Source organism: Nocardioides mangrovicus (genome assembly GCF_003674065.1).
Taxonomy (GTDB): Bacteria; Actinomycetota; Actinomycetes; order Propionibacteriales; family Nocardioidaceae; genus Marmoricola; species Marmoricola mangrovicus.
In genome coordinates, this window is the sequence record NZ_RDBE01000001.1 from 790,136 (window position 1) to 813,088 (window position 22,953).

18 protein-coding genes are annotated in these 22,953 nt (G+C 72.3%); 11 read left to right on the forward strand and 7 right to left on the reverse strand.

Features of this window, described 5'->3' with window-relative positions; all coding sequences use genetic code 11:
* Positions 1–27: 27 nt before the first annotated feature.
* The gene (locus tag D9V37_RS03930; RefSeq protein WP_198412343.1) at positions 28–873 is read right to left on the reverse strand and encodes an oxygenase MpaB family protein; all 846 of its coding nucleotides are present in this window, start codon (positions 871–873) and stop codon (positions 28–30) included.
* A 141-nt stretch (positions 874–1,014) separates the two neighbouring features.
* On the opposite strand from D9V37_RS03930, the gene glgP reads away from it, so the two are divergent.
* Complete coding sequence (gene glgP / locus D9V37_RS03935) at positions 1,015–3,588, forward strand: alpha-glucan family phosphorylase (protein ID WP_121804758.1); 2,574 nt, start codon at positions 1,015–1,017, stop codon at positions 3,586–3,588.
* A gap of 157 nt (positions 3,589–3,745) precedes the next feature.
* Here the strand turns inward: glgP and glgX are convergent, their stop codons facing one another.
* The gene (gene glgX, locus D9V37_RS03940; protein WP_121804759.1) at positions 3,746–5,881 is read right to left on the reverse strand and encodes a glycogen debranching protein GlgX; all 2,136 of its coding nucleotides are present in this window, start codon (positions 5,879–5,881) and stop codon (positions 3,746–3,748) included.
* A gap of 28 nt (positions 5,882–5,909) precedes the next feature.
* Here glgX and D9V37_RS03945 point away from each other — a divergent pair, with 28 nt between their 5' ends.
* From D9V37_RS03945 to D9V37_RS03985, 9 genes are all read left to right on the forward strand, one after another.
* A complete protein-coding gene (locus D9V37_RS03945; protein ID WP_121804760.1) occupies positions 5,910–6,698 on the forward strand; it encodes an enoyl-CoA hydratase/isomerase family protein in 789 nt (262 codons plus the stop codon).
* Positions 6,699–6,782: 84 nt separating this feature from the next.
* Positions 6,783–7,421: a hypothetical protein gene (locus D9V37_RS03950; protein ID WP_121804761.1), complete on the forward strand. Its 639-nt coding sequence runs from the start codon at positions 6,783–6,785 to the stop codon at positions 7,419–7,421.
* A gap of 172 nt (positions 7,422–7,593) precedes the next feature.
* Positions 7,594–8,367 carry an electron transfer flavoprotein subunit beta/FixA family protein gene (locus tag D9V37_RS03955; protein WP_232524721.1) on the forward strand — a complete coding sequence of 258 codons (774 nt, stop codon included), beginning with the start codon at positions 7,594–7,596 and terminating at the stop codon, positions 8,365–8,367.
* Between the two features lie 11 nt (positions 8,368–8,378).
* On the forward strand, positions 8,379–9,326 hold the full coding sequence (locus tag D9V37_RS03960; protein ID WP_121804763.1) for an electron transfer flavoprotein subunit alpha/FixB family protein: 948 nt from the start codon (positions 8,379–8,381) through the stop codon (positions 9,324–9,326).
* Entirely contained in the window at positions 9,323–10,333 is a 1,011-nt protein-coding gene (locus D9V37_RS03965; RefSeq protein WP_121804764.1) for an endonuclease/exonuclease/phosphatase family protein, read from the forward strand. Before D9V37_RS03960 ends, D9V37_RS03965 begins: the two co-directional genes overlap by 4 nt.
* A gap of 115 nt (positions 10,334–10,448) precedes the next feature.
* Complete coding sequence (locus D9V37_RS03970; RefSeq protein WP_121804765.1) at positions 10,449–11,417, forward strand: endonuclease/exonuclease/phosphatase family protein; 969 nt, start codon at positions 10,449–10,451, stop codon at positions 11,415–11,417.
* A 21-nt stretch (positions 11,418–11,438) separates the two neighbouring features.
* Positions 11,439–12,611 carry a cysteine desulfurase family protein gene (locus D9V37_RS03975; protein ID WP_121804766.1) on the forward strand — a complete coding sequence of 391 codons (1,173 nt, stop codon included), beginning with the start codon at positions 11,439–11,441 and terminating at the stop codon, positions 12,609–12,611.
* A 109-nt stretch (positions 12,612–12,720) separates the two neighbouring features.
* Positions 12,721–13,791, forward strand: a complete 1,071-nt coding sequence (gene mnmA / locus D9V37_RS03980; protein ID WP_198412344.1) for a tRNA 2-thiouridine(34) synthase MnmA — start codon at positions 12,721–12,723, stop codon at positions 13,789–13,791.
* The gene (locus D9V37_RS03985; RefSeq protein ID WP_121804768.1) at positions 13,791–14,792 is read left to right on the forward strand and encodes a uroporphyrinogen decarboxylase/cobalamine-independent methonine synthase family protein; all 1,002 of its coding nucleotides are present in this window, start codon (positions 13,791–13,793) and stop codon (positions 14,790–14,792) included. The genes mnmA and D9V37_RS03985 overlap by 1 nt, the downstream gene beginning before the upstream one ends.
* Before the next feature lie 109 nt (positions 14,793–14,901).
* Here the strand turns inward: D9V37_RS03985 and D9V37_RS03990 are convergent, their stop codons facing one another.
* The 3 genes from D9V37_RS03990 to D9V37_RS04000 all read right to left on the reverse strand — a co-directional run bounded on the left by D9V37_RS03990 (position 14,902) and on the right by D9V37_RS04000 (position 17,937).
* A complete protein-coding gene (locus D9V37_RS03990) occupies positions 14,902–16,542 on the reverse strand; it encodes an MFS transporter (protein ID WP_121804769.1) in 1,641 nt (546 codons plus the stop codon).
* A 54-nt stretch (positions 16,543–16,596) separates the two neighbouring features.
* Positions 16,597–17,199 carry a TetR/AcrR family transcriptional regulator gene (locus D9V37_RS03995; protein WP_121804974.1) on the reverse strand — a complete coding sequence of 201 codons (603 nt, stop codon included), beginning with the start codon at positions 17,197–17,199 and terminating at the stop codon, positions 16,597–16,599.
* Between the two features lie 96 nt (positions 17,200–17,295).
* Positions 17,296–17,937, reverse strand: a complete 642-nt coding sequence (locus tag D9V37_RS04000; protein ID WP_121804770.1) for an alpha/beta hydrolase — start codon at positions 17,935–17,937, stop codon at positions 17,296–17,298.
* 58 nt (positions 17,938–17,995) lie between these two features.
* Here D9V37_RS04000 and ligA point away from each other — a divergent pair, with 58 nt between their 5' ends.
* On the forward strand, positions 17,996–20,116 hold the full coding sequence (gene ligA / locus D9V37_RS04005) for an NAD-dependent DNA ligase LigA (RefSeq protein WP_408636182.1): 2,121 nt from the start codon (positions 17,996–17,998) through the stop codon (positions 20,114–20,116).
* Positions 20,117–20,134: 18 nt separating this feature from the next.
* Here ligA and D9V37_RS04010 read toward each other — a convergent pair whose 3' ends face one another.
* Entirely contained in the window at positions 20,135–21,370 is a 1,236-nt protein-coding gene (locus D9V37_RS04010; RefSeq protein WP_121804772.1) for an AGE family epimerase/isomerase, read from the reverse strand.
* Between the two features lie 23 nt (positions 21,371–21,393).
* Positions 21,394–22,896 carry a DUF2079 domain-containing protein gene (locus D9V37_RS04015; RefSeq protein WP_121804773.1) on the reverse strand — a complete coding sequence of 501 codons (1,503 nt, stop codon included), beginning with the start codon at positions 22,894–22,896 and terminating at the stop codon, positions 21,394–21,396.
* Positions 22,897–22,953: the final 57 nt, after the last annotated feature.

Below are 22,953 nucleotides of genomic sequence, written 5' to 3' on the forward strand. Positions count from 1 at the left end.
ACCAGGGTGGATCGTGCAAACGCCACGTCAGGGCGTCGTCATCACCCAGCCGACGCCGGCCAGCACGGCCCGCCCGGCGAACAGCGCGCCGGGGCGGGCGCGGACGCCGATCATCTCCCGGGCCCAGCCGGGCAGCGTCGCCACCGCGGCGTGGGCGATGGCGTCGTAGAAGGGCCGACCCCACAGCGCCAGCGGGGGCTCGTGCAGCACCAGGGCGATGGCATCCCGGGCGGGCTCGGTGACCGCCAGGTCGGGCCGGAACCGCTCGACGACGGCGTCGAGCTCGGCGACGCTGGCGGGCGGGTCGACGACGCCCAGCAACCGGGCCGGCAGGCCTGCCTGCGCGACGTAGGTGTCGGCCTCGCGCGCGGTGAGCGGCCGGCGGGCGAGGGCCTGGTGGGTGGCCAGGAAGCTGCCGATCTCGGCCGCGTGCACCCACAGCAGGAGCTCGGGGTCGTCGGCGGCGTACGCGCGGCCGTCGGGTGCGGTGCCGCGCACGTGGGAGTGGATGCGCCGCACCGTGGCGATGGCGGCCTCGGCGTCCTCGACGGTGCCGTACGTCGTCCGCGCGATGTAGGCGCTGGTGGAGGCGACGCGCGCCCATGGGTCGTCGCGGTAGCCGGAGAACTCCGCGACGCCGTACATCGCCAGCGGGTGCAGCGACTGCAGCAGCAGCGCCCGCACGCCACCGGCGAACATCGCGGCGTCGCCGTGGACGCGCCAGACCGGGTCGCCGTCGTGGAACCAGCGTTCGCCCTCGGTGCGCCAGATCCGGTCGGCGGTGGCCGCGGCGTCGGGGCCGGCGACCTTGGCCCGCAGCCCCGAGGCGAGGGTGCGGCGTACGGGAGCCAGGACGGGGGAGAGGAGCGCCACGCTGTCAGTCTCCACCGGGGCCGGTGGGGCGGCTGCCACCCGCAGGGGTCGCAGCAGCCGGCCGGCAGCTGCCGGCTGTCGCCACGCTGTGACTGTCCAGATCCCTTGGATCGATCCAAGCACCTGCACTACCGTGGGCGCGTGCGCGCCATCCGACGTTTCACCGTCCGTCCCGCCCTGCCCGAGCCGCTCGCGGCCCTCGGCGACCTCGCCAGCAACCTGCGCTGGTCGTGGCACCAGGAGACCCAGGACGTCTTCGCGACGGTCGACGCGGAGGCCTGGAAGCGCTCGGGCAAGGACCCGGTCAAGATGCTGGGCGAGGTCTCCCCGGCCCGGCTCACCGAGCTCGCCGGCGACAAGAAGTTCCGCAAGCGCCTCGAGCTGGCAGCCGCCGACCTCGACCAGTACCTCACCGGCGACCGCTGGTTCCAGCAGAACGCCGGCGACGACGCCCCGGCGGCGATCGCCTACTTCTCCCCGGAGTTCGGCATCACCAGCGTGCTGCCGCAGTACTCCGGCGGGCTCGGCATCCTGGCCGGCGACCACCTCAAGACCGCCAGCGACATGGGCATCCCGATCATCGGCGTGTGCCTGCTCTACCGGCACGGCTACTTCCGCCAGGCGCTGTCGTTCGAGGGCTGGCAGCAGGAGACCTACCCGGTGCTCGACCCCGACGGGCTGCCGATCTCGCTGCTGCGCGAGGTCGACGACACGCCGGTGAAGGTCGCCATCGACGTCCCGGGCGACACCCTGGTCGCGCGGGTCTGGGTGGCGTCGGTGGGCCGCGTGCCGCTGCTGCTGCTGGACTCCGACGTCGAGGAGAACAGCCTGGCGCTGCGCGAGGTCACCGACCGCCTCTACGGCGGCACCACCGAGCATCGGCTGCTGCAGGAGCTGCTGCTCGGCGTCGGCGGCGTGCGCGCCATCAGGGCCTACTCGCGGATCAACGGCTCGCCGGCGCCCGAGGTGTTCCACACCAACGAGGGTCACGCCGGCTTCCTCGGCCTGGAGCGCATCCGCGAGCTCAGCGTCGAGGAGTCCGGGCCGCGCCTGGACTTCGACACCGCCCTGGAGGTCTCCCGCGCGGGCACCGTCTTCACCACCCACACCCCCGTGCCGGCCGGCATCGACCGGTTCCCGCGCGACCTGGTGGCGCAGTACTTCGGCTCGACCAGCCCCACGCCCGGCGTGCCGGTGGACCGGATCCTGGCGCTGGGCGAGGAGAGCTACGCCGGCGGCGACCGCGGCGTGTTCAACATGGCCGTGATGGGCTTCCGGCTCGCCCAGCGCGCCAACGGCGTCTCGCTGCTCCACGGCCACGTCAGCCGCGGCATGTTCAACGGGCTGTGGCCGGCCTTCGACGAGGACGAGGTGCCGATCACCTCCATCACCAACGGCGTTCACGCCCCGACGTGGGTCGCGCCGGAGGTGCTCACGCTGGCCGACGAGGTCGGCGCCGACCTCGACTCCGAGGCCGCGGACGCCTTCGACGTCGTCGACAAGATCCCCGGCAAGAAGCTGTGGGACACCAAGCGCGTGCTGCGCCAGCGACTCGTCGACGACGCCCGCGCGCGGCTGCGGGCCTCCTGGCTCAAACGCGGTGCCGCCACCGCCGAGCTGGGCTGGATCGACAACGTGCTCGACCCCGACGTCCTCACCATCGGGTTCGCGCGCCGGGTGCCCTCCTACAAGCGGCTCACCCTCATGCTGCGCGACCCCGAGCGGCTCAAGGCGCTGCTGCTACACCCCGAGCGGCCGATCCAGCTGGTCATCGCGGGCAAGGCCCACCCGGCCGACGAGGGCGGCAAGAAGCTGATCCAGGAGATCGTCCGGTTCTCCGACGACCCCGAGGTCCGCCACCGCATCGTCTTCCTGCCCAACTACGACATCGCGATGGCCCAGCCGCTCTACCCCGGCTGCGACGTCTGGCTCAACAACCCGCTGCGGCCCTACGAGGCCTGCGGCACCTCGGGCATGAAGGCCGCGCTCAACGGCGGGCTCAACCTCTCCATCCTCGACGGCTGGTGGGACGAGTGGTACGACGGTGACAACGGCTGGGCCATCCCCTCCGCCGACGGCGTCGACGACCCCGACCGCCGCGACGACATCGAGGCGCACGCGCTGTACGACCTCATCGAGTCCGAGGTGGCGGCGCGGTTCTACGACCTCGACCCCTCGGGCCTGCCGGTGCGGTGGCTGGAGATGGTGCGGCACACGCTGAAGTCGCTGGGCCCCAAGGTGGTGTCCTCCCGGATGCTGCGCGACTACACCGAGCGGCTCTACGTCCCCGCGGCGCAGACCTCCCGGCTGGTCAACCACGACTACAAGGGCGCCGCTGCGCTGGCTGACTGGAAGCAGCGCGTCCGCGCGGGCTGGCCCGCCGTGCGCGTCGACCACGTGGAGTCCGCCGGCCTCGAGGACGTCCCGGAGATGGGCGGCGTCATGGAGCTGCGGGCCTTCGTCTCGCTGGGCGACCTGGCCCCCGACGACGTCGACGTGCAGGTCGTGCACGGCCGGGTGCGCGGCGAAGACGACCTGGTCGACCAGGTCGCCCAGTCGCTTACCCTCACCGAGAACTTCGAGGCCGGGCGGTACCGCTTCGACGGCCGCCTGACCCTCTCGCGCACCGGCCCGTTCGGCTACACCGTCCGGGTGCTGCCGAGGAACGAGCTGCTCGCCACCCCGGCCGAGCTGGGGGTCGTGACGCTGGCGTAGGGGTTCGCGCGCCAAAGTCCCGCACTTGCGCAGTTGGGGTGGTGACATATCGGGCGACCCCTGCGAGTTGCTTCGCAAGTGTTGGACTTTGGCGGCGGCGCAAGCCCGGCAGCGACCCGCAGGACCAGATCGGTAGCCGGTCGGGCGGGAGTGTGGTTCAGGGGCCCGGGGCCTGCTGGAGCAGCACCAGGCTGCGGGCGGCCAGGCGCAGCGTCGCGCCGGCCCCGACCAGCGCACCGACGGCCACCTCGGGGTCGGTGGAGAGTGCCACGGTGGCCTGCTGCACCCACTCGTTGGGCGGCGGCAGCACGTGCCGCTCGTGCGCCGAGCCGTTGAGCCAGAGCAGGAACGAGCTGTCGCGCTGCTGCTCGCCGTGCGGGCCGGGGTAGCGCAGCGGGCTGCCGGAGACGAACATCCCGAGCACGTGCTGGCCCGGGTCCTCCCAGTCCTCGGTGCGCATCTCGCGGCCGTCGGGGTGGACCCAGGCCAGGTCCTTGGGCCCGCCGGGCACGGTCGGGCGTCCCTCGAACCAGTGCCGCTGCCGCAGCGCGGGGTGTGTGCGCCGGATCTGCAGCGCCGCGCGGGTGACGGCGTGCAGGTCGAGCCACTCCTGGTCCTGCCAGTCCAGCCAGGAGACCTCGTTGTCCTGGCTGTAGGCGTTGTTGTTGCCCCGCTGGGTGCGGCCGCGCTCGTCGCCGGCGGTGATCATCGGCACGCCGTTCGAGAGGCACAGCGTCGCCATCAGGTTGGCCGCCTGCCGGTGCCGCAGCGCCTGCACGTCGGCGTCGTCGGTCTCGCCCTCCACCCCGCAGTTCCAGGAGTGGTTGTGGTCGGCACCGTCGCGGTTGTCCTCGCCGTTGTCCTCGTTGTGCTTGTGGTCGTAGGAGACCAGGTCGCGCAGCGTGAAGCCGTCGTGGGAGGTCACCAGGTTCACCGAGTTGTACGGCGCGCGCCCGTCGTCGGCGTACAGGTCGGAGGAGCCGGCCAGTCGTGTGGCCAGGGTGCGGGTGCCGTCGGAGGCCGTGCGCCAGAAGTCGCGGACGGTGTCGCGGTACTGGTCGTTCCACTCCGCCCAGGGCGGCGGGAACTCCCCGACCTGGTAGCCCTCCGGCGAGGCGTCCCACGGCTCGGCAATGAGCTTGACCTGCCGCAGCACGGGGTCCTGCGCGATGGTGGTGAGCAGGTGGCAGCGCATGTCGACGGTGTGGCCGGTGCGGGCGATGGCCGGCATCAGGTCGAAGCGGAACCCGTCGACGTGCATCTCGGTGACCCAGTAGCGCAGCGAGTCCAGGATCAGCCGCAGCGGATGGGGCTGATCGGCCGCGACGGTGTTGCCGCACCCGGTGACGTCCCAGTACCGCGACGGGTCGGTGCCGCCGTGGCGGGTGCTGGCGCGCTGGTAGAAGCCGAGGTCGTCGTAGCCGCGGAAGCTCAGGGTCGGTCCGCCGAGCTCGCCCTCGGCGGTGTGGTTGTAGACGACGTCGAGGATCACCTCGAGGCCGGCGGCGTGCATCGCCTTGACCATCGACTGGAACTCGGTGATCTGCTCGCCCCGGTCGCCCGAGGCGGAGTACGCCGCATGCGGGGCGAGGAAGCCGATGGAGTTGTAACCCCAGTAGTTCGACCGTCCCTGCGCCGCCAGCCGCGGCTCGGAGACGTACTGGTGCACCGGCAGCAGCTCGACCGCGGTGACGCCGAGGTCGACCAGGTAGTCCAGCACCGCGGGCGTGGCCAGACCGGCGTAGGTGCCGCGCAGGTCCTCGGGGACGTCGGGGTGGGTCTGGGTGAAGCCCTTGACGTGCAGCTCGTAGACCACCGTGTCGCGCCACAGCCGGCGCATCGGCCGGTCCTCGCCCCAGTCGAACCCGTCGTGGGTGACCACGCTGCGGCCCACGTACGGCGCGGAGTCGGTGCCGTCGCGCACCGTGGAGGTCACGTGCTGCGGCTCGAACCGGCCGCTGACCGCGCGGGCGTAGGGGTCCAGCAGCAGCTTGTCGGGATCGAAGAGCAGTCCGGCCGCCGGGTCCCACGGGCCGTCGGCGCGGATCCCGTAGCGCTGCCCGATCGCGACGCCGGGGATCGCGCCGTGCCAGCTGCCCAGGGTGTGCTCGGTGAGCGGGTACCTGGTCTCCGCGTCGTGCTCGTCGAACAGGCACACCCAGACCCCGGTGGCGCCGGGGGAGTGCACGACGAAGTTGGTGGCCTCGGGCGACCAGGTCGCCCCGAAGGGCCACGACCGGCCGGGCCAGGTCATCGCCCGCTCGCCGTCACTGGCCCACTGCCCCGGACTCATCGGCCCCATCCTTCCGTATGGTGCGGGCATGACCTACGAGGGTGAGTTCGTCCGGCTCGACGTGGCCGACGGCGTCGGCACCATCCGGCTCGACCGGCCGAAGATGAACGCGCTCGACGCGCAGATGCAGGAGGAGATCCGTGCCGCCGCGCGCGAGGCGAGCCTCGACGACGCGGTGAAGGCCGTGGTCGTCTGGGGCGGCGAGCGGGTCTTCGCGGCCGGTGCGGACGTCAAGGAGATGGCCACCATGTCCTACACCGACATGGCCAAGCGCTCGGGCGCTCTGACCTCGGCCTTCAGCGCCGTGGCCCGGATCCCCAAGCCGACGGTGGCCGCGGTCAACGGCTACGCGCTGGGCGGCGGCTGCGAGCTGTCGATGTGCACCGACATCCGCATCGCCGCCGAGGACGCCACCTTCGGCCAGCCCGAGATCCTGCTCGGCATCATCCCGGGCGCCGGCGGGACGCAGCGGCTCTCGCGGCTGGTGGGCCCCAGCCGGGCGAAGGACATCATCTTCACCGGCCGCTTCGTCAAGGCCGACGAGGCCGAGCGGATCGGCCTGGCCGACCGCGTGGTCGCTCCCGAGGCGGTCTACGAGGAGGCCGTGGCCTGGGCCGCTCGCTTCACCGGAGCGGCGTCGGTGGCGCTGCGGGCGGCCAAGGACGCCGTCGACCGTGGCCTGGAGGTGGACCTCGAGACCGGGCTGGAGATCGAGCGGCAGCAGTTCGCGGCCCTGTTCGCCACCGAGGACCGCACGACCGGAATGACCTCGTTCGTGGAGAACGGACCCGGCAAGGCGCGCTTCGCGGGGCGCTGACGCTGGTGAACACCTGTCGTACTCGCGGGTAGCCCCGCGGCGAAACTGGCTCTAAGGTGCGAAGGACCGACCGAGGAGCCACCAGTGACGACCGACGAGAAGACCGACGCCGCGAACCAGACCGTCCCCGACCAGCGGACGGTGCCGCAGGCGCAGCACGAGCAGGAGCACCAGGTGGCGCAGGAGGAGTCCTCGTCGTCGTCCGCGGCGGCCGAGCAGGCCGAGCAGGAGAGGGCGGCCGAGGAGAAGAAGGCGGCCGATGCCAAGGCCGCCGAGGACAAGAAGGCCGCCGAGGACAAGAAGGCCGAGCAGAAGAAGGCGGCCGAGGACAAGAAGGCCGCGGACGCCCAGGCTGCACAGGACCGCAAGGCCGAGCGCGCTGAGAAGCGCCGCGACCGGGCCGCCGCCACCAAGGCGAGCGTCGAGGCCGTCCGCGAGCGCACCGCGCAGGTGATCCGTGTGGTCACCCTCGTCATCGCCTTCATCCTGGCCATCGCCGCGCTGCTGGTCGCGTTGCGCCACAGCGTCAACGAGCAGAACGTGCTCGTGCAGGCCATGACCGACATGGCCCGCTTCTTCGACGGCCCGTTCAACCTCCAAGACGGCGTCTTCTCCTTCACCGGCAAGCACGCGCTGATCAAGGAGGCGCTGCTCAACTGGGGGATCGCCGCGCTGGTCTACCTGCTCGTCGGCCGGCTGGTGTCCAAGCTCGTCGCTCCCTGACCCCCACCACACGCGCCCCATTGCGGGCACTGGTCACGCGTGACGTAACACCGTGTGACAAGACCCACCCGGCGACCCGTTCGCACCACGGTGACCGACCAGTAGTGTGCGAGAGAGCCACCCGCCGCACACGAGCAGGAGTTGCACGGAGCCCATGAACATCGTCGTTTGCGTGAAGTACGTGCCGGATGCGACGGCCGACCGCACGTTCGAGTCCGACCACACCGTCGACCGCCAGGGCGTCCCTGGGCTGCTCTCCGAGCTGGACGAGTACGCCGTCGAGCAGGCGCTGCAGCTGAAGGAGAAGCGCGAGGGCGAGGACGTCGAGATCACCGCGCTCTGCGTCGGCCCCGCCTCGGCCGAGGAGGCCGTCCGCAAGGCGCTGCAGATGGGCGCCGACAAGGGCGTGCTTGTGGCCGACGACGCCATCGCCGGCTCGGACGCCGTCGGCACCTCGGCCGTGCTGGCCGGCGCGGTCCAGCACATCGGGGGCGTCGACGTCATCATGTGCGGCATGGCCTCCACCGACGGCGCCATGTCCGTCGTGCCGGCGATGCTCGCCGAGCGGCTCGACCTGCCGCAGGTCACGCTGGCCAGCAAGGTCGAGAGCCAGGGCGACCAGTTCCGCATCCAGCGCGACGGCGACACCTCCACCGAGGTCATCGGCGCCACCGCGCCGCTGGTGCTCAGCGTCACCGACCAGTCCGGGGAGGCGCGCTACCCCTCGTTCAAGGGCATCATGGCGGCGAAGAAGAAGCCGCTGGAGACCTGGTCGCTCTCCGACATCGGGGTCGACGCCGGCGACCTGGGGCTCTCCGCCGCGTGGAGCGAGGTCGCCGACACCGAGGCCCGGCCGCCGCGCAGCCAGGGCGAGATCGTGACCGACGAGGACGGGTCCGGCGCCGAGGCGCTGGTCGGGTTCCTCGCCTCCAAGAAGTTCATCTGAGGAGCGTGAGAATGTCTGAGGTTCTGGTCCTGGTCGACCACGTCGACGGCGCAGTCCGCAAGCCCACCCTGGAGCTGCTGACCCTGGCCAAGCGGCTCGGCGCGCCAGCCGCGGTGTTCATCGGCGCCAGCCCCGACGATGCCGTCGCCCAGCTGAAGAAGTACGGCGCCGAGAAGGTCTACGTCGTCGACGACGCCGAGACCAAGGGCTACCTGGTGGCCCCCAAGGCCGAGGTGCTGGCCCAGCTGGTGGAGAAGACCAGCCCGGCCGCGGTGCTGGTGGTCTCGACCGCGGAGGGCAAGGAGATCGCCGGCCGGCTCGCCATCAAGACCGGCTCGGGTCTGATCACCGACGCCGTCGAGATCGACGACGACGGCACCACCACGCAGAGCGTGTTCGCCGGCAGCTACACCGTCAAGGCGAAGGTGACCACCGGGACACCGATCATCACCGTCAAGCCCAACTCCGCGACGCCGCAGGAGGGCGAGGGCAAGGGCGAGGTGGAGCAGTTCGCCGCCACCATCTCCGACTCCGCGAAGAAGGCCAAGATCGTGGCGAGCCAGCCGCGCAAGTCCTCCGGTCGCCCCGAGCTGACCGAGGCCGCCATCGTCGTCTCCGGCGGCCGCGGCACGGGCGGCGACTTCGAGCCGATCGAGGGCTTCGCCGACTCCCTGGGCGCCGCGGTCGGTGCGAGCCGGGCCGCGGTCGACTCCGGCTGGATCCCTCACGCCTTCCAGATCGGCCAGACCGGCAAGACGGTCAGCCCGCAGCTCTACGTCGCCAACGGCATCTCCGGCGCCATCCAGCACCGGGCCGGCATGCAGACCTCGAAGACCATCGTCGCGGTCAATAAGGACGACGAGGCCCCGATCTTCGAGCTCGTGGACTTCGGTGTGGTCGGCGACCTGAAGACGGTCCTGCCTGCTGCCACCGAGGAGATCACCAAGCGCAAGGGGTGAGAGCCACCCGCGTCGTCGCCGGCGCCCTCGCGACCGTCCTGGTCGCGGGGGCGCTGTTGCTCTCCGCGCTCCGGTTGGTCGACACCGCCGCCCGGTGGCCGGCGATGCTGGCGTCCTTCGCCGCCTACGGCCTGGTCGGCTTCGTGGCCTACCTGGTGCTCGCCACGCTCCTGTTCCGTGGCACCGGTGCACGTGCGCGCTCCTGGCTGGTCGGGGGAGTCGTGGTCTGCCTGGTCGGATCGCTGGTGCAGGTCGCGTGGAACCTCCCGCTGTTCCGCGGCGACGGCGCGCGCCGGGCCGACCTGACGGTGATGACCGCCAACCTGCAGTTCGGCAACGCCGACGCGGCCGCCGTCGTACGTGCCGCGCGCCGGTCGGGCGCCGCGGTGCTGGTGCTCGAGGAGGTCACCTTCGGCGAGCAGCCCCGCTTGGAGCAGGCCGGGCTCCGTCGCACCTTCGGCTACGTCACCGGACTGCCGGACCAGAGCGCGGCGGGCACGCTGATCTACTCCCGGTACCCGTTGTCCGGCCAGCGCCGGCTCGGCATCTCGAACGGCGGCGTGGCCGCTCGCGTCGAGGCGCCGCGTCCCTTCGAGCTGCTGGCCGTGCATCCCGGCCAGCCCCGCAACTCCCCGGCGAACTGGCAGCACGACCTGGCGACCATCCGCACCCTCGCCCGGGCCGCGGTGCGATCGGGCCCGACGCTGGTGGTCGGCGACTTCAACGCCACCCGCGACCACGTCGCCTTCCGCCGCGTCCTGGGCGCCGGGCTGGCCGACGCCGCCGAGCAGGCCGGATCGGGCTGGCAGCCCACCTGGCCGGAGTCGATCCCGATCTCGGGTCCCGGCGGCACCGTGCGCGGCACCTGGCTGCGTCCGCTCATCGCCATCGATCACGTGCTGCTCAGCCACCAGTTCCGGGCCGTGAGCACCAGCACCGTCCAGCTGCCGGGCAGCGACCACCGGGCGCTCGTGGCCCGGCTCGACACCCGCGGCCTGCCGGGGTAGTCCAGAACGTTTGGTCGGTTCCGCCACCCTCGACCGACAGGAGAGTGCTGGACTACGCCACCGGGCGGTCGGTGCGCCTCGACGGCACACCAGCCGAGGCGTCCTACGGTGACGTGTGCGGTGGCTGGTCGCGTTGCTCGGATGGGTGGTGCTGGGGGTCTCGGCGGCGGTGACCCTGGACCGGTTCCTGCCCTACGTCGGCCGCTGGCCGGTGATGGCCGCCGCGTTCGCGACTTACACCCTGATCGGATTCGCCCTCGCCCTCCTCCTGCTGCTGCCGCTGGCCGGTCGCCGGGGCTGGGCGCGGCCCTGGTACTTCGCCGGGGCCACCGTCGCCCTGCTCGGCATCGGGCTGCAGGGGTGGCTGGTAGCCCCGCTCTACGTCGGCAGCCGCGCCGGCACCGCCACCGACCTGACGGTGATGAGCGCCAACCTGGAGGTCGGCGGTGGCGATGCCGACACGGTGGTGCGCACCGCCACCGACCGTCACGTCGGCGTGCTGGTGCTGCAGGAGGTCACGCCCAGCGAGCTGACCGCGCTCGACGCTTCCGGCCTGGCGCAGCTGCTGCCCAACCGGGTGGGCACGGCGCAGCCCGGGGTGCGGGGGACCATGGTGTTCTCGACGTACCCGCTCACCGAGCAGGGGACGCTCCCGCTGGCCAACGGCGGCCTCGCGGTGCAGGTCGCGGCACCTCAGCCGTTCAGCCTGCTCGCCGTGCACACCGCGACCCCCACCGACGACGTCCGCCGCTGGGCCGCCGACCTGCGCACCGTCCGCGACCACGCGCAGGAGTCGCTCGCGGCCCACCGGCCGCTGCTCGTGGTGGGCGACTTCAACGCCACCACCGACCACGCCCTCTTCCGCCGCGTGCTGGCCACCGGCCTCTCCGACGCCACCGCCCAGGCCAACTCGGGCTGGCAGCCCACGTGGCCCACGAAGTACCGGCGATCCTGGTACCGCCCGCTCATCGCGATCGACCACGTGCTCACCTCGCGGCGCTACTCCGCGCGCAGCACGAGCACGGTCTCGGTGCCCGACACCGACCATCTCGCTCTCGTGGTCACGCTCCAGCGACGTCAGTAGACCCCCGTACGCTGGGAGTCGATGAGCGCGTACCTCGACCACGCCGCCACCACCCCGGTGCTGCCGGAGGCGGTGGCCGCGATGACCGACCAGCTGCTGCGGGTGGGCAACGCCTCCTCGCTGCACGCCTCGGGCCGCGATGCGCGCCGTGTCGTGGAGGAGGCGCGCGAGACCATCGCGGCCGCCGTGGGGTGCCGTCCCGGCGAGGTCGTCTTCACCTCCGGCGGCACCGAGGCCGACAACCTCGCGGTGAAGGGGCTGTGGTGGGCCCGCCACGACGAGGACCCGCGACGTCGCCGGATCCTGGTCAGCGCGATCGAGCACCACGCCGTGCTCGACGCGGCCCACTGGCTGGCCGAGCACGAGGGCGCCGAGGTGGTCCTGCTCGAGGTCGACGGCGAGGGTCGGCTCGACCTGGCCGCCTTCGAGACGGCGCTGGCCGACGACGTCGCGCTGGTCTCGGTGATGTGGGCCAACAACGAGGTGGGCACCCTGCAGCCGGTCGAGGAGGTCGTCGCGCTCGCCCACGCCCACGGCGTCCCCGTGCACACCGACGCGGTGCAGGCCGTCGGCCAGGTGCCCGTCGACGTCGGCGCCACCGGCGTAGACGCCCTCACGCTCACCGGCCACAAGCTGGGCGGACCTTGCGGCGTCGGAGCGCTGGTGGTGCGCCGTGAGCTGCCGCTGACCGCCCTGCAGCACGGCGGCGGCCAGGAGCGCGACGTGCGCTCGGGCACGCTCGACGTACCGGCCATCGCGGCCTTCGCCACCGCCGTCGAGCTCGCGGTCGGGCGCCGCGAAAAGTACGCCGCCCGGGTCGGCGCGCTGCGCGACGACCTGGTGCGCCGCGTGGTCGAGGTCGTGCCGAGCGCAGTGGTCAACGGCAGCACCGAGCACCGGCTGCCCGGCAATGCCCACCTGTCCTTCCCCGGCTGTGAGGGCGACTCCCTGCTGATGCTGCTCGACGCCCAGGGCGTGGAGTGCTCCACCGGCTCGGCCTGCTCCGCCGGCGTGCCGCAGGCCTCACACGTGCTGCTGGCCATGGGCTGCGGCGACGACCACGCCCGCAGCTCGCTGCGCTTCTCCCTGGGCCACTCCTCGACCCCGGCCGACGTCGACGCCGTCGTCGCGGCCATCGGTGCGGCCTATGAACGGGCGCGTCGGGCCGGAGTCGTCGCTGGTCTCTCGGCATGAGGGTGCGTTCGCCAAAGTCGCGCACTTGCGAGGTTTTCGACGGGATATTTCGGGCAACCCCCGCTCAGGTCTTTGCAAGTGTGGGGTTTTCGCGGCAGGGGGCTCACCAGTGAGGGTCGTCGCCGCGATGTCCGGCGGCGTCGACTCGGCGGTCGCCGCCGCCCGGGCCAAAGCCGCCGGCCACGACGTCACCGGTGTGCACCTCGCGCTCTCGCGCAACCCGCAGTCCTACCGATCGGGCGCGCGGGGGTGCTGCACGATCGAGGACAGCAACGACGCGCGCCGCGCGGCCGACGTGATCGGCATCCCGTTCTACGTATGGGACCTCAGCGACCGCTTCCACGCCGACGTCGTGGAGGACTTCCTCGACGAGTACGCCGCCGGGCGCACCCCTAACCCGTGCCTGCGGTGCAACGAGAAGATCAAGTTCGCAGCCGTGCTCGACCGCGCCCTCGCGCTCGGCTTCGACGCCGTGGTCACCGGCCACTACGCCCGGCTCGTCGACGGGGCGCTCCATCGCGCCGTCGACCCGGGCAAGGACCAGTCCTACGTACTCGGGGTCCTCGACGCCGCCCAACTGGCCAGCACTGTGCTGCCGCTGGGCGACACCCGCAAGGTCGACGTCCGGCAGGAGGCCGCCGAGCGCGGCCTGGCCACCGTCGCCGACAAGCCCGACAGCCACGACATCTGCTTCATCTCCGACGGCGACACCGGGGGCTGGCTGGGGGAGAAGCTGGCCGAGCGCGAGCTGGCCCACGCCGGCGCGATCGTCGACCGCGACGGCACGGAGCTCGGTCGTCACGACGGCAGCTACCGGTTCACCGTCGGCCAGCGCAAGGGACTGCGGATCGGCACGCCCGCGCCCGACGGCCGGCCGCGCTACGTGCTCGACATCGAGCCGGTCTCCGGCACCGTCACGGTCGGCCCGCGCGAGGCGCTCGACGTCACCCGCCTCGACGCCGTGCGGCCGCGGTGGTGCGGTCCGCAGCGGACGGAGCCGTTCGAGGCGGGGGTGCAGCTGCGGGCGCACGGTGCCGAGCACCGCGCGGTGGTGACTCCCGGCGACGGCTGGCGGGTCGACCTGCTCGAGCCCGCCTCCGGCATCGCGCCCGGCCAGGCCGTCGTCGCCTACGACGGTGATCGCGTCGTCGGCTCCGCGACGATCACGGCGACCAGCTGATGCTGGCCAGCGGCGTCGGCTCGATGCCCGGCGGGGCCGTGGGCGAGGAGGCCCAGAACGCCCGCGCCTACGCCGAGGCGACGCGCGTGGTGCTCGGCGAGCTCGACCTGCCCCACGTGCCCGAGCTGCCGGGGCGCGGCGCAGTCGCGGGCCTGGTCGGTCGCACGATGGGACTCATCACCGAGCTGGGGGCCGACCTGCAGCCGGCCGGCTGGCGGCTCACCGACGCCAGCGGGGTCGACCAGCGTCGCGCCCGCTCGCTGCTCGCACAGGACCTCGACACCGTCGAGGAGCAGGCCCAGCAGGTCGAGGGCTGGTTCAAGACGCAGCTGTGCGGGCCGTGGACGTTGGCCGCGTCGGTGGAGCGCCCGCGCGGCGACCGGGTGCTGGCCGACGTCGGCGCCCGCCGCGACCTGGCTCAGGCGCTCGCGGTCGCGGTCGCCGACCACGTGGCCGACCTCCGCCGGCGCGTCCCCGGTGCCGCCGGTCTGCTGGTGCAGGTCGACGAGCCCGCGCTGCCCGCGGTGCTGGCCGCGCAGGTGCCCACCGCCTCCGGCTTCGGACGGCACCGCACCGTGCACCCGCCCGAGGCCAGCGAGGCGCTGGAGTGGGTGCTCTCGGCGGTCAGCGACGCGGGCGCCACCCCGGTGGTGCACTGCTGCGCCGCGGACGTGCCGGTCGACCTGCTGACCGGAGCCGGCGCCGTCGGGATCTCGGTCGACGTCGGCGTGCTGGCTCCGCAGGCCTACGAGGGCGTGGCGGGCGTGCTGGAGTCCGGCGGCTGGGCGATGCTCGGCGTCGTGCCCTCGCTCGACCCGCCGAGCTGGGACGACCGCGCCGGCGTGGCGGCCCTCGAGCGTTTCCTCGACATGCTCGGCCTCGCCCCGAGCGAGCACACGGTGGTGACCCCGGCCTGCGGCCTGGCCGGCGCGAGCGGCACCTGGGCGCGGACGGCGCTGGCCTCGTGCGCCACCGCGGCCCACGCCGACGACCGGACGTAGCCGGCGAACCGGACGGCGGGCTACCGAAACTCGTGTCCTGGAGGCGTTCTGAGACCGAATTTCGGGGGGTTTTGCCGGGTGCCCGGCAAAACCCCCCGCCGGCCCGACCTCAGACCCCGACCCCCTCCGGAGCCTCATCGGTGGCCAGCTCCTCGTGCTTGACGTTGAGGAAGATCCACACGATCACCGAGGCGCCCCAGATCATGAACGCGCCGACCAGGAAGGCGTGCACGGCGCCCTCGCCGAAGGCGAGCTGGCCCACGATCGAGCTGAAGCGCTCCTGCTGGGCGCTGGTGCCCTGGCCGGTGCCCTGCGGGGTGGCCTGCTTCACCGCGGCGACGATGTCGGCCGCCTTGGACTGCGTGTAGTGGGTGGCGACGGTGGCCAGCGTGGCCAGGCCCAGGGCGCCACCCACCTGCTGCATCGTGTTCAGCACGCCGGAGCCGATGCCGGAGTCGCGGTGATCGACGCGGTGCACGGCGGCCAGCGTCATCGGCACGAACACCAGGCCCATGCCCAGCGACATCAGCGCGATGAAGGGGAAGATGTGGGCCCAGTAGCTGATGTCGTCGCCGACGCGCACCGTGCCCTGGCCCGAGGCGAGGGCGAACACGTTCTTGACGCTGTCGTCCAGGCCGAGCCGGGAGAACCCGAAGAGGGCGACGCCGGCCATGATCGTGCCGATGCCGGCCAGCCAGCGCGGGTCGACCCGCTCCATCAGCTTGGAGGCCGCGGTGGCGGCGATGACGATGCCGAAGCTGAAGGGCAGGAAGGCCACGCCGGTGTGCAGCGGGCTGTAGCCCATGATGTTCTGCACGTACAGCGACAAGAAGAAGAACATCGCGAACATCGCCGCCGGCACGATCATCATGGCGACGAAGGCCGTGCCGCGGGTCCGGTCGAGCAGGATCCGGAACGGCAGCAGCGGGTGCTCCACGCGGCTCTCGATGACGACGAAGACGGCCAGCAGCGCGACGCCGAGGATCAGCGCGGTCAGGGTCTGCCCGCTGCCCCAGCCGTAGGCCGACTCACCGGCCCGCGAGAGGCCGAACACGATGGCGACCAGGCCCAGGGTGCCGGTCAGTGCGCCCGGGACGTCGAGCTCGCCGGGGTGGCTCTCGGACTCCGGCAGCAGCACCGGGGCGAAGGCGGCGGCGGCGATGCCGATCGGGACGTTGATGAGGAAGGTCAGCCGCCAGCCGTCGACGGTGGTGCCGAACAGGTCCGGCGTGAGGCCGGTCAGCCAGCCGCCGAGGATCAGACCCACGGCGGCACCGACGCCGGACATGGCGGCGTAGACCGAGAAGGCCTGGTTGCGCTTGGGGCCGGCGGGGAAGGTCGTGGTGATCAGCGCCAGCGCGGTGGGCGAGGCGAGCGCGGCTCCCAGGCCCTGCAGGCCTCGGGCGCCCAGCAGCATCGCCTCGTTCTGCGCGACCCCACCGAGGGCGGAGGCGAGCGCGAAGAGGGTGACGCCGATCATGAAGATCCGGCGGCGGCCGTAGAGGTCGCCGAGGCGACCGCCCAGCAGGAGCAGGCCGCCGAAGGCCAGCGAGTAGCCGGTCACGACCCACTGCAGGTTGGCCTGGCCGATGGAGAGGTCCTTGCCGATGAAGGGCAGGGCGATGTTGGCGATGGTGGCGTCGAGCACCACCATCAGCTGGGCGACGCAGATCAAGACGAGCGCCCAGCCCGGGTGGCGGCTGCGCCCGGACGAGGCCGCCGGGGCGGCGTCGATGGCGGTGTCGGTCATGTGAGGTCCTCGGAGTTCGTCGGAGTTCGTTGGAGTGGGGAGCAGGGGAACGGGTCAGGAGACGGGAGCGGCCTGTGGACGCAGGACCGCGGGGAGGATGACGTGGTCGACGACGCGACGGACCACGTCATCGTCGAGGGGGAGTCCGAGCACGAAGGCACGGTGCAGCAAGATCCCCGCCATGGCCGGCGCGATGACCTCGAGATCGGCGTCGGCGTCGATCTCGCCGCGTTCGATGGCACGGGCGTACAGCTGGGTGGAGACGTCGACCTTGGGGCCGATGAACCGCTCGCGGAACTCGGCGGCCAGGGCCGCGTCGGAGGTCAGGGCGGTGCAGACGGCGCCGAGCACCTTCGTGGCCTCGCTGGCCATGTGATCGCCCGTGCCGCAGAAGGTCTCGAGCAGGTCGCCGCGTAGTGAGCCGGTGTCGGGCGGCAGCTCGACCTCGGGTGCCCCCTTGGCGCGCACCAGCGCGTCGATGACCAGCGCCTGCTTGGTCTCCCAGCGCCGGTAGAGCGTGGCCTTGCTGGCGCGGGACGCCTTGGCGACGGCGTCCATGGTGAGCCGGTCGTAGCCGACCTCGATCAGCAGCTCGAGCGCGGCGTCGAGGATCTCGCCCTCGCGGTCGCCCTCGACGCGCGGTCGGACCGGGGTCATGGTCACCTGCCGTTTACCTGATTGAAACGAAACGGTTTCGTTCTCTGGAAACGGTACGGTTTCGTTCCATGCTTGGCAATCGGCCCGTCAGGGTGTCTAGACGGCCAGCAGCCGCAACGTCTGACGCAGCGCGAACCGGTGCCACATGTGCGGCCGGTAGAGCATGTAGTGCCCGGCCGCGCCGAGCGGGTCGAACTCGGCCAGCCGCGCCACCGCGCGGGCGCGCTCGACGTAGGCGCGGGTCGCGCGGGCCGAGGTGATCCGGTCGCGCAGGCCGTGACCGCAGACCAGGTCGCGGGCCTCGAGCGCGCCGACCGGGTCGTCGCGTTCGAGCCAGGGCGCCAGCCCGACGACGCCGGTGACGTTGCGGTCGTCGGCCACGTAGGCGGCGGTGCGTCCGCCCATCGAGTGACCCAGCAGCACCACCGGCACCTCGCCGTGGGCGTCTCGCACCTGGTCCAGGGCCCAGCGTGCGTCGGCGACGGGGGAGGGGGCGTCGAGCTCGGCGTTCCAGCCGCGGACGCCGTAGCGCAGCAGCCAGGTCGCATAGCCCTCGCGCGTGAGGCGGTGGGCGATCGCCGAGCGCAGCACCTCCATCCGCCACAGCGAGCCGCTGCGGGAGGTCACCGGCTCGGTGCTGTGCTGCGTGCCTCCGTGCAGCATCAGGACCACACCGCGAGGCGGACGGCCGGGCTCCACACGACTCAACGCCCGACCCTCGGAACTGTCGAACGGCATGGGTCCATCCTTCCCGGCCCGCGAAAGGGCATCGGTAGAGCGTTTCGTCGGAGGGCCGGTGTTGGATGGGTGCGTGAGCCAGTCCCAGGTGGCAGCGGCGACGCCGCAGGCGCGCGAGGAGCACCGCGTGCTGAGCGAGGAGATCGAGGACGCGCGCTGGCGCTACTACGTGCTCGACGACCCCACCCTCTCCGATGCCGACTTCGACCAGCGCATGCGGCGCCTGGAGGAGCTCGAGGAGTCCTTCCCCGAGCTGCGCACGCCCGACTCGCCGACCCAGAAGGTGGGAGGCGCGGTCTCCACCGAATTCACCGCGGTGGACCACCTTGAGCCGATGCAGAGCCTGGACAACGCGTTCTCCTACGAGGAGCTCGAGACCTGGGCGACGCGGCTGGCGCGCGATGGCGTCGAGGCCCCGGCCCTGCTGTGCGAGCTGAAGGTCGACGGGCTCGCGATCAACCTGCTCTACGAGAACGGTCGCCTCGTGCGCGGCGTCACCCGCGGCGACGGACGCACGGGCGAGGACGTCACGCCCAACGTCAAGACGATCGACAACGTCCCTCACCGGCTCACCGGCACCGAGGAGTACCCCGTGCCCGCGCTGGTCGAGGTCCGCGGCGAGGTGTTCTTGGGCGTCGAGGCCTTCGAGCGGCTCAACGTGGCCATGTCGGAGGCGGGCAAGCCGGTCTTCGCCAACCCGCGCAACGCTGCGGCGGGATCGCTGCGGCAGAAGAACCCCAAGGTGACCGCCACGCGTGCGCTGGCCCTGGTCTGCCACGGGATCGGCGCGCGCGAGGGGTTCGAGCCCGTCGCGCAGTCGGAGTCCTACGCCGCGCTCGCCGCCTGGGGCCTGCCCATCAGCGACCGGGCCCGGGTCGTGCCCACGCTGAAGGCGGCCGAGGAGTTCATCGAGTACTTCGGCGAGCACCGCCACGACCAGGCCGTCATCGGCGAGCACGAGATCGACGGCGTGGTCCTCAAGGTCGACGACGTCGCGCTGCAGCGCCGGCTCGGGTCCACCTCGCGCGCGCCGCGCTGGGCGATCGCGTTCAAGTACCCGCCCGAGGAGGTCAACGCCGAGCTGCTGGCCATCGAGGTCAACACCGGGCGCACCGGCCGGGTGACGCCGTTCGGCCGCATGGTGCCGACCAAGGTCGCCGGGTCGACCGTGGAGATGGCCACCCTGCACAACGCCCACGAGGTCGAGCGCAAGGACGTACGTCCCGGCGACACCGTGGTGCTGCGCAAGGCAGGCGACGTGATCCCCGAGATCGTCGGACCCGTGCTGGCGCTGCGACCCAAGGGCCTGCGCCGGTGGAAGATGCCCACGGTCTGCCCGGCGTGCGGCACCGCACTGGTGCAGGAGAAGGAGGGCGACAAGGACCTGCGCTGCCCCGACCACGAGCACTGTCCCGCCCAGGTGCGCGAGCGCGTCTTCCACGTGGCGGGCCGGGGCGCGTTCGACATCGAGGTGCTGGGCTACGAAGCCGCGGTCGCGCTGCTCGAGGCGGACGTGATCGCCAACGAGGGCGACGTGTTCTCCCTCGACCGCGAGCAGCTGCTGCGGACGCCGCTGTTCACCCGCGCCCCCAAGAAGGGCGAGGAGGGCCCCCAACTCTCCGCGAACGGGCAACGGCTGCTCGACAACCTCGCGGCGGCCAAGGACCGGCCGCTGTGGCGGGCCCTGGTCGGGCTCTCGATCCGCCACGTGGGCCCGACCGCCGCCCGGGCGCTGGCGGGGGAGTTCGGCTCGATGCAGCGCATCCGCGAGGCATCGGAGGAGGAGCTGGCCGCCGCCGAGGGCGTCGGACCGACCATCGCGGCGTCCGTCCGGGCCTGGTTCGACGGCCCGGAGTCGGCCTGGCACACCCGCATCGTGGACGAGTGGGCCGCCGCCGGTGTCCGCATGGAGGACGAGCGCGACGAGTCGGTGCCCCGCACGCTGGAGGGCAAGACGGTCGTCGTCACGGGCTCCCTGGCCGGCTTCAGCCGCGACCAGGCCAAGGAGGCGATCCTGGTCCGCGGCGGCAAGGCCAGCTCGTCGGTCTCCAAGAAGACCGACTACGTGGTCGTCGGCGACTCGCCCGGCTCCAAGGCCGACAAGGCCGAGCAGCTCGGCGTCCCCGTGCTCGACGAGGACGGGTTCCGCCGGCTGCTGGAGACCGGCGAGGCGGGATAGTCCGAGACGAGATGGTCGTCAGGACGGCGTTGTCACAGCCATTTCGTCTCTGACTATCCCCTCTCGCAGCGCCACCGCCGCACCCGGAGCCAGCGGCAGCCGGGGGAGGACGACGGCGTGCAGGGAGTGGTAGAGGTCCGGACGTCCCGTCCAGACGCTGTCGCTGGGGGACAGGTCGGGGGCGAGCTGGTGGGCCCAGGAGCCGGTGGCCGGGTCGATCCAGTGGCGGGCGGCGTGGTTCCACCAGCGGCGGTACCACTGGTCGTAGACGGCGTTCCCGGTCGCCTCGTGGAGGGCTGCCGCGGCGCTGATCGCCTCGCACACCACCCAGTGCATGCGCTCGCGGACGACCGGGCGGCCCGACCAGTCGGTGGTGTAGACGAAGCCGTCGTGGTCGTCCACGGACCAGCCGTCGGCCACCGCGCGCTCGAAGAGCATCACCGCGGTCTCCAGCATCCAGCCGGGAGCGTCCCGGCCGAGCGCCGCCCGCACCGCGAGGGTCAACCGCGACCACTCCAGGCCGTGGCCGACGGTGGCGCCGTAGGGCTGGAAGGGGTGGTCCGGCTGGTCGCGGTGGTACTCGGGCATCGGCGTCCAGTCGACGTCGAAGTGCTCGGGCACCCGCCAGTCGTTGGCGGCCGCCCAGCTGTGCACGCGGGAGGTGATGTGGTGGGCGCGGTCGAGGAAGGTGCGGTCACCGGTGGCGTCGTAGGCGGCCAGGGTGGCCTCGACGCCGTGCATGTTGGCGTTGACGCCGCGGTAGGGGTCCAACCGTGTCCAGGCGGCGTCCCACTGCTCGGCGTAGAGGCCGGCCTCGGTCAGGAACCGGGTCGCCAGCACCTCGGCGGCGTCGTCGAGCAGGGCGGGCGCCCCCGGCCGGCCGGCGACGCTGGCCGTCGAGGCGGCCAGCAGCACGAAGGCGTGGGCGTAGGCCGACTTGGTGTCGTCCTCGCTCGAGGCGTACCAGCCGCCGTGGGCGTCGTCGTGCAACCGTCCGGTCAGCCCGGCGAGCGCGACGTCGGCCAGGTCGTCGCAGCCGGGCACCCCGGCCAGGGCGCCGAGGGAGTACACGTGGGCCATCCGCGCGCTGATCCAGGTGTGCACCGGTCGCGACAGGTCGGGGCGGCCGTCGTCGCCGAGCCACGCCGCCCCACCGTCGGGGTGCGCGAACGCCGTGCCGAAGGCCAGCTGCTGCGAGGTCTGGCGCACGAGCCAGGCGACGTGGTCCGTGCGTCGTTGCCACGGGATGCTCATGTCCGCATCCTGCCCGGTGGTGGTCAGGGACGGCAGGCCGCGCTCGGACCGCGATAGTCCGGCGAGCGGTAGAGCACGAGGTCGCCTTCGCGGGCGACCTCCTCGTAGCCGAGGGAGCGCACCCGGTCCCGCGTGCGCTGTGGGGTGGCGCGGACGGCCTGACTCCGGCCGGCGGAGAGGTCGATGGCCACGAAGTCCGGAGCGCGGTCGAGCTGTCCCAGCTCGCTGACGCGGTTCGTGGTGACCAGATGAGGGATGAGGTTGTTGGCCGCCTCGACGCAGGTGCCGGCCGGGATCCGGGCCACCACCTCACGTTGGGGTTGCGCGTGTCGGACGTCGCGCAACAGCCCGCCGTTGGCCATGGCCCACATCGGGAAGATCACGGGGACGATGCAGATCCCCACCACCAGGCTCCCCAGGAGTCCGAAGCCGAGCGTGTCTCCCATGCGGGGCCAACGGCTCAGCATGCGTCGGGCGCCGTCCACGCCGGCCAGCACCACGATCGGCCACGCCGTCGCCGAGTAGTGGTAGATCGGCTCCCACAGCTCGGGTTGGGACGAGAAGAACCGTTCGGCCAGCAGGGGCAGGACGGCGAGCAGCATGGGCGAACGCAGGCACAGCAGCAAGGTGGGGGCCAAGAGCAGATCGAGGCTGCCCTGCTTGACCCACGGAGTCGAGAAGAGCTGGACCGCATGCAGCGGGTGCGTGACGACCGAGAGCAGTGCTCGCGGCATATCCGGACCCAGGGAGTCGTAGGACCAGTGCGTGAGGCCACCGCCGACGCTGAGAGCCGGGATGACGACCATCGCCGCCACGACGTAACCCAGTAGTCCCAGGCCTATCGCCGCGAGGCCGGCACGGCGTCCGGCCCGACGTCCGGCAGGGGTGGCGTGCCGGACGTCGAGGACGAGCCGGACCACTCCCAGCATCACCACCAGCGGACCCATGTCCTCCTTGACGACCAACAGCCCGGCGCAGCAGAGCAGGAACACGCGGTCGCGACGTCGGTCGAGGGCGTCGAGGGCGAGAGCGATGAGAGGGACGGCGAACATCACCTCGTGCACGTCGAACGCCAGCATGTTCTGCAGCGGCCAGCTCACGGCGTAGCCGACGGCGACCAGGGCGCCGGCCCGTCCGCCCAGGCGCCGGGCGGCCATGGCGTGCACCGGGAGCACCGAGAGCGCCATGAGGGCTGCCTGCGCCAGCAGCAGCGCGCGCGGGTCGGGCCAGATCCAGTACAGCGGGGCCAGCAGCGCCATGACGGGGCTGAAGTGGTCACCGAGGAGGTTGAGGTGGGCGCCGGCGACGTCGGCGTGGGGGGTCTGGAAGCGGGCGTAGCTCTGGACCAGCTGGTAGTTCAGGCCCAGGTCGTAGCCCTCGGTGTGGAAGGCGGCGTGACGCAGCAGCGCGAAGACGGCGCCGAGGACGCCGGCTGCGGTGGCGATGAGGAGTCCGGCGCGGCGCCGTGGGGTGGGTGCGGGTCGGCGCGCGGGTGCGTCGGTGGCTCTCACCGCGGCGTCGGTCACGGGCTCAGCGTAGGCATTTCCGGTACTGGTTCGTGGTGTTTTGTCGGATTATCTGGT